Here is a 6,665-nt window from a genome sequence, read left to right as displayed (position 1 = left end):
CACTATGTCTGACATAGTGCGGGAATCGACGCATCATGCGAGAACGGCAGGCGGGGCGGTTACTCTACGACGACGTTCTTGCCGACGGCGACGATGCCGCCGGGCGAGACGATGTGTTGCTTGCGGTCGTGTTCCAGGTCGACGCCGAGTTGGCCACCGTCGGCGATTCGAACGTTCTTGTCGAGGATCGCGTTGCGGACCACGGCGTTGCGGCCGATGCGCACACCCGGCATCAGGACGCTGCCTTGAACAACCGCGCCTTCGTCGACGAAGACGTTATTAAACAACACCGAACCGTGCACGGTGGCTCCCGCGACAATGGTTCCCGCACCGACCACCGAGTCGTTGGCGGTGCCGCCTCGCACAAACTTGGCGGGCGGTAGGTGGCTTGTCTCGCCGCGAATCGGCCAGCGCTTGTTGTACAGGTTGAATACCGGATTCTCCGACACCAGGTCCATGTGGGCGTCGTAGAAGGCGTCGATGGTGCCCACGTCGCGCCAGTAGCCGCGATCGCGGTCCAGGCTACCGGGCACCACGTTGTCGTCGAAGTCGTACACGTAGGCCTCACCGCGAGCCACGAAGGCCGGGATGATGTCGCCACCCATGTCATGGTCCGAATCGCCATCCGCGGCATCGGCTTTCAACGCTTCCACGAGCGCATCGGCGGTGAAAACATAATTGCCCATCGACGCGAACGTGACGTCGGGATCATCGGGGGTACCCGGCGGATCGGCAGGCTTCTCCACAAACTCGGTGATCTTGCCGTCGTCGTCGGAGTCGATACAGCCAAAAGCCACCGCCTCGCGACGCGGGACTCGAATACCGGCGACGGTGACCGCAGCGCCGGACGCGATGTGCGCGTCAACCATCTGCGACGGATCCATCCGATAGACGTGATCGGCACCAAAGACGACGATGTAGTCGGGCTCTTCGTCGTAGATGAGGTTCATCGACTGATAGATGGCATCGGCGCTGCCGGTGTACCAGCGCGGGCCGAGCCGCTGCTGTGCCGGCACGGGGGTAATGAACTCGCCCTGGAACCCGGACGACCACCAGGTTTGCGAGATGTGCTTGTCGAGCGAATGCGACTTGTACTGCGTCAGAACGCAAATCCGTTCGTACCCGCCATTGACGAGGTTCGACAGCACAAAGTCGATCAGCCGATAAGACCCGCCGAACGGGACTGCGGGCTTGGCCCGGTCCATTGTCAATGGATAGAGCCGCTTGCCTTCACCGCCAGCGAGGACGATTCCGAGAACATGCGGTTGTGATCTCACGCCTCAAACATATCCGCCCGACGCCGGACCGACCAGCCGGCACCCTAAATGCGCTGGGCAACAGTGACATTGACATCCAATCTGGCACGCACCGAACCCCCTGCCGCCAGCGCCGCTGCGGCAGCGGCCAACTCCTCGTGGGTGCGGTGGAACGCCGCTGGCCCCATCGCCGCCACATTCAGGAGCGCAGTTTCGTCAAACTCAACCTCCGCGCGTACGACGGTGGTCTGCGGGGAGGTGAAATCGGCAGCCAATTCGTGGCCGATCCGGGCAGCCTTGGCCTCGCCGACAGCCAGCATGCGCATGGGGGCCAGGATTTCGGCCAGATGGGCGGGCCGGGGCGTCACAATCACCCATTGGCCGCCGGGGCGGAGCACCCGCGCGGTCTCGGCCGCATTGCGCGGCGCAAACACCGACAAGACGGTGTCGACAACGCCGTCCTGCAACGGTAGTCCGGCCCAAAGATCAGCAACGACCGACACGGCCCGCGGATGTCGTTTGGCGGCACTACGCGCGCAGTACTTGGAAAGGTCTAGACCGATCCCGATGGGCCCGGATTCGCTGCCGCTATGCTCTGCGGCCACGTCAAGCGCGGCCGCCAGGTACTGCCCGGGCCCGCCGCCAGCATCGACAATCACCTTCGACGACGCGCACGTCTGTGCAACAGCGGCCACAATCGGGGCATACAGGCCAGCGTCAAAAATCGCATTGCGGGAGGCGACCATCGCTGCCGTATCGGACCGGTGAACGGTGCCCTTCCCGGTCAGCAGCGAGACGTAGCCTTGGCGGGCGACGTCGAAAACATGGCCTTCGGTACATTCCAGCGAGGCACCGCATGGCGACAGACCGCCGGAACAGACCGGACAGGCCAGAAAGCCGGCCGCCTCAGCGAACCGCTGCCCCGGCGGGGGCGGGGGTTGCTGATGCGAACCGGCACTCTGAATCAGGCGGTAACGTCGCGCAGGGCCTCGCCGAGCGCCGACGCCTCTTCATCGTTCAGCTCGACAACCAGGCGTCCGCCTCCGTCGATCGGGATCCGAACGACGATCCCACGTCCTTCCTTGACCGCTTCGAGCGGGCCGTCCCCCATACGTGGCTTCATCGCCGCCATCTGTCGTGCTCCCTTCAATGGAACTTCACGAAATTCCCCCTAATGATACGTGGCGCACAGGTATGCATTGCGCGCAGTCCGACTGGGACACACATAAGTTCGCTCATGGAGCAAACCTCAGTTCGCTGACGGCACGTACGTAACTTCGCTGATGGAAGCGCCCGTCGCACGGGGAATCGCGGGGATCAAGATCCCTTCGGCTGCCCTGTTTGTGCATCAAACACGGGCATCGGCCCGGTCTGAGCACTTGCCGAATCAACCTCATCGCGAGCCTGCAAGTCTTGTACGACCGCCCGCAGTTCATCGATCTCGCGCGCTAGTTTCTCGATGGTCCAATCGACTTCGGAAACCTTGTATCCGCGGAACGCCTGCTGGAAGAGCACTGCCCGCGCATCGTCGCCGGTAATTCCGGCATAGGGGAGGCGCGTGAGCGTCGTCCCCTTGTCAACCGGCGGCAGATCTTCGCCGCGACCGAATACAAACCACACCACCGCGAAGATGAGCGCGACCATCAAGGCCACACCCATAACGTAAAGCCCGATCGTCACCATGGTTCTACGGTAGCGAGATGTTCGCCGGATGGCCGAGATCGAGGTCGGCAATGGCCGGTCGTTCGCCCTGTTGCAGTTCGGTGGTGTGCGGGGTGAAGCCGCCGTCGGGTTCGACGTCGAACTGGGTGAGTCCGACACCCGAGTCCTCAATGCCACACCGCTGTAGCAGCGTCGCAACAATCTGCCTGCTCATGACGGCAAGTTCGGCCAGCGGCCGGTTCCGGTGTCGACGGACGCCCAGGTTGACCTGCCCAATTCCGTCGAGCCCGTAACGGTCGTATGTGTCGATCAGGAGACCGATCTCCACTCCGTAGCCGGGCGCGAACGGCACCGACGCCAGTAGTTCGCGGGTGCCTGCATACTCGCCACCGAGCGGCTGACAAACATCCCCGAGTTCCGGCTTGAGGGCGGTGAGGAGCGGTCGGGCAAGGAGTTCCGTGACGCGTCCTCCCCCACCCGGTTCCTGCGTGGTGCCGGTCCGAAGCGGCCGTCGGTAGTAGCCCTTCACCAAGTGAATATCGGGGTCGGCGAGTAGCGGTCCGATCATCTTCGGGACAAACATCGGGTCCGGGTCGATCAGATCCGAGTCGACAAAGGCGATCACGTCACCGGTGGTCGCGGCGATCGACCGCCACAGGACTTCCCCCTTCCCCGGAACCGGTTCCAGTCCGGGGATGGCTTCTTCGCGACTAATGACGCGCGCCCCCGCAGCCTGGGCGTGTTCCACAGTCCGGTCGGTACTTCCCGAGTCCAAGACAATCAGTTCGTCGACGAGAGTCCCGACGAGCGGCATGATCGTCGCAATCACCCCGCCGACGGTCGCTTCTTCGTTGAGGGCGGGGAGCACAACGGAGACGGTGCGCCCGTTCTTGGCGGCAACCAGGTCGGCAACATCCCACGCCGGGCGGTCCCAGGTGCGAGGCGAGCGGAGCGACGGGTACTCCGGGTGGGACCAATGCGCTTCTCCTTCACCCCGATCCACCCAGGGTGCCCCTTCGTGGCCGGGGTTCATGCCAGCCCCCGAATGGTGCGGGCGGGCGCTCGGGTCCCGGCAATCGAGGCGACCATGTCAACAACGCGGCGCGTATCGGCGACCTCGTGGACGCGGAACATGCGGGCACCTGCGGCCGCGGCGAGCGCCGTCGCGGCAAGGGTGCCAGCGACCCGGTCCTCGAGATCGGCGTTCAACGTCTCGCCGATGAAGTCCTTGTTGCTCAACGCCATCAGGACCGGCCATCCGGTGTCGACAAGACGATCGAGGTGGCGCAGCAGGGCCAAGCCGTGGTGCGTGTTCTTCCCGAAATCGTGCGTCGGATCAATCAGAATGCCGTCTTCGCGGACACCGGCGTCGAGGGCGCGCTGCGCGGCCGTCGTGACCTCGGTGACCACATCGGCGACGACATCGTCGTAGGCCACACGATGGGGGCGAGTGCGGACCCGCGCGCCACCGGTGTGGGAGCACACGATGCCCGCGCCGTTGCGGGCGGCAACTGCCACCAGTTTGGGGTCGACGCCCGCCCACGTGTCGTTGATGAGATCGGCACCGGCTGCGCATGCCGCTTCGGCGACCTCGGCCCGCCAAGTATCGACACTGATCAAGATGTCTGGATGCGTGGCCCGAATCCAAGCGATCATTGGGACCACGCGCTCGGCTTCCATCGCCGCATCAACTTCGGCACCGGGGCCAGCCTTGACTCCGCCAACGTCGATCATGTCCGCGCCCTGCGACACCACTTCATCGATGCGCGCCTTGGCGGCATCGTCGGAAAATGTGGCGCCACGGTCGTAAAACGAGTCGGGCGTGCGGTTGACTATGGCCATCACCAGGGCGCGGTCAACGGCTACGGGCCGGCCGCAGAGGGTCGTGGCCGGACGGGCAGTGCTCACGGTCCCAGCCTACGGGTCGTGTGGGATCGGCTAGTCGCCGGTCCCATCACGCCGGGACATCTCAGCGAGGAGCCTTCGCCGCAGCCACGTCCGCGGCGTAACCGTCATAGAACGGCACATAGCCGTCATTACGGCCCGCTAGAACCCACAGTTCGTCGTCGCCGACGCTGGTGAAAGCCTCCTCGCGCAGTTCCACCTTGCGATTCTTGAACGTTGACGTCGCCTCGATCGCCGAAACGAACCGGACAAACAACGGCATCGCGTACGCCGGAAGCGTCCGGTAAAGATGATCGGCCAGCTTCTTGGGATCCAGCACGGCACCGTCTCGCATTTCGACAGCGACCATTCCGGCTCGACCGTCGCAGCCTGCGACTTCAACGCCGTACGCCACGGTCTGCTCAACGCCGCCGGCACCGTCGACAGCCGCTTCAACTTCGGTGGTCGCCACGTTTTCCCCCTTCCAACGGAAGGTGTCCCCGAGTCGGTCGACAAAGGCAATGTGCCGGAAACCCAACTCGCGGACGAGGTCACCGGAGTTGAAGTACGCGTCGGCGTCCTTGAACGCGTCGCGAATGATCTTCTTCTCGGTGTCGGACTCATCGGTGTAGCCGTCCACGGGGACGCGGTCACTGATCTCGGAGATCAACAGGCCTGGTTCGCCCTTGCTGACCCGGTTGAGTCGCCCTTTGGCGTCGCGCTTGGGGTTGCCATCCATGTCGTATTCGACGACTTTGTACGGCAGCGGGCAAAAACCCACGGTGCGCTTCACATCGAAGGCGTTCACAAACGCGAGGTTGAGTTCGCTCGCCCCGTAGAATTCGACGACGCGGTCGATGCCGAAGCGATCGGTGAATTCATCCCAGATTTCCGGGCGCATGCCGTTGCCAACGATGACGCGCACCGAATGCTGTCGGTCGGTCGGCTTCGCGGGCTGAGCCAGCAGGTAGCGGCAAAGTTCGCCGATGTAGCAGAACGATGTCGCCCGGTTCAGGATCACTTCGTCCCAGAAGCGGGACGCCGAAAACTGTTTGCTGATCGCAATGCAGGCACCGCCGGAGAGGACCGCGCCGAGCGAAACTGAGAGCGCATTGTTGTGATAGAGCGGCAGCGCGACGTACATGGTGTCCGATGGACGCAGGCGCACGGCTAGGCCGCCGATACCGCTGTAGTTTGCCAACCACCGATTGTGGCTCATGACGCTGGCCTTGGGGAGACCCGTGGTCCCCGAGGTGAAGATGTAGAAAGCGGTGGTGGAAGCAGGCAGGTCCTTGGTGACCGCCGGGTTACTGTCGGATTTACCTGCGGCCTCCTCGTCGAGAGCCGTGAAGTCGAGCACGTTGCTCGGCAGTCGTTCGGGGCTAATTGACTCGAAAGCGTCGGTAACCTCGGGGTCGTAGATCAGAGCGGCACCGTCGAGCAACTTCATGCTGTGGTCAATGACTTCGCCGCGCTGGTTGTAGTTCAGCATGCCCGCGACCGCGCCAAGTTTGACCGTCGCCAGGATCAGCATCAGATCGGTGGGGTTGTTCTTCGACAGAATCCCGACCACGTCGCCGGTCCCCACGCCACGATCGGCGAGGACTGCCGCGTACCGGTTAACTTGGCGGTTCGCTTCACCATAGGTGGTTGACTCGCCGTTCCAGCGGATGAACGGGCGGTCGGGATGCTTCTCGGCGAGGTTGGCAAAAATTTGCCCAATGGTTCGCTTGGCCGTAGCCGATCGAATCACGAGCCCGGGCGCGTGGCGAGCCATGGATGGCAGGTCAGGCACCATTTTGATGGCCCCGCGCACCATGTCGGTGACGCCGATTTTTTGGGGGGCGGTGGTACTCATCGATG

The 6,665-nt window shown here is 63.7% G+C and carries 7 protein-coding genes; all 7 read right to left on the bottom strand.

Annotation, left to right across the window (positions count from 1 at the left end):
• Nucleotides 1–59: 59 nt before the first annotated feature.
• Nucleotides 60–1,277 carry a glucose-1-phosphate adenylyltransferase gene (gene glgC / locus WBA38_RS13990; protein WP_424322953.1) on the bottom strand — a complete coding sequence of 406 codons (1,218 nt, stop codon included), beginning with the start codon at nt 1,275–1,277 and terminating at the stop codon, nt 60–62.
• A 44-nt stretch (nt 1,278–1,321) separates the two neighbouring features.
• Complete coding sequence (locus WBA38_RS13985) at nt 1,322–2,101, bottom strand: methyltransferase domain-containing protein (protein ID WP_424322956.1); 780 nt, start codon at nt 2,099–2,101, stop codon at nt 1,322–1,324.
• Between the two features lie 119 nt (nt 2,102–2,220).
• The gene (locus tag WBA38_RS13980) at nt 2,221–2,388 is read right to left on the bottom strand and encodes a DUF3117 domain-containing protein (protein WP_424294068.1); all 168 of its coding nucleotides are present in this window, start codon (nt 2,386–2,388) and stop codon (nt 2,221–2,223) included.
• A gap of 185 nt (nt 2,389–2,573) precedes the next feature.
• Complete coding sequence (locus WBA38_RS13975; protein WP_424294069.1) at nt 2,574–2,939, bottom strand: DivIVA domain-containing protein; 366 nt, start codon at nt 2,937–2,939, stop codon at nt 2,574–2,576.
• Between the two features lie 4 nt (nt 2,940–2,943).
• Nucleotides 2,944–3,951, bottom strand: a complete 1,008-nt coding sequence (locus WBA38_RS13970; RefSeq protein WP_424294070.1) for a glucosyl-3-phosphoglycerate synthase — start codon at nt 3,949–3,951, stop codon at nt 2,944–2,946.
• A complete protein-coding gene (folP, locus tag WBA38_RS13965) occupies nt 3,948–4,760 on the bottom strand; it encodes a dihydropteroate synthase (protein ID WP_424322955.1) in 813 nt (270 codons plus the stop codon). The genes WBA38_RS13970 and folP overlap by 4 nt, the downstream gene beginning before the upstream one ends.
• Before the next feature lie 127 nt (nt 4,761–4,887).
• Entirely contained in the window at nt 4,888–6,660 is a 1,773-nt protein-coding gene (locus WBA38_RS13960; RefSeq protein ID WP_424322952.1) for a long-chain-acyl-CoA synthetase, read from the bottom strand.
• Between the last annotated feature and the right edge of the window lie 5 nt (nt 6,661–6,665).

It is taken from the genome of Gordonia sp. (in: high G+C Gram-positive bacteria), assembly GCF_049647785.1.
GTDB lineage: Bacteria > Actinomycetota > Actinomycetes > Mycobacteriales > Mycobacteriaceae > Gordonia.
Note: the sequence above shows the minus strand (reverse complement) of the source record. Positions and strands in the feature narration are given on the sequence as shown.

Bases quoted from the DNA above. Each gene is read 5' to 3' on its own strand.
- WBA38_RS13980 (WP_424294068.1), bottom strand. From the start codon at position 2,388: ATGGCGGCGATGAAGCCACGTATGGGGGACGGCCCGCTCGAAGCGGTC.
- WBA38_RS13975 (WP_424294069.1), bottom strand. From the start codon at position 2,939: ATGGTGACGATCGGGCTTTACGTTATGGGTGTGGCCTTGATGGTCGCG.
- WBA38_RS13970 (WP_424294070.1), bottom strand. From the start codon at position 3,951: ATGAACCCCGGCCACGAAGGGGCACCCTGGGTGGATCGGGGTGAAGGA.
- folP (WP_424322955.1), bottom strand. From the start codon at position 4,760: ATGGCCATAGTCAACCGCACGCCCGACTCGTTTTACGACCGTGGCGCC.
- WBA38_RS13960 (WP_424322952.1), bottom strand. From the start codon at position 6,660: ATGAGTACCACCGCCCCCCAAAAAATCGGCGTCACCGACATGGTGCGC.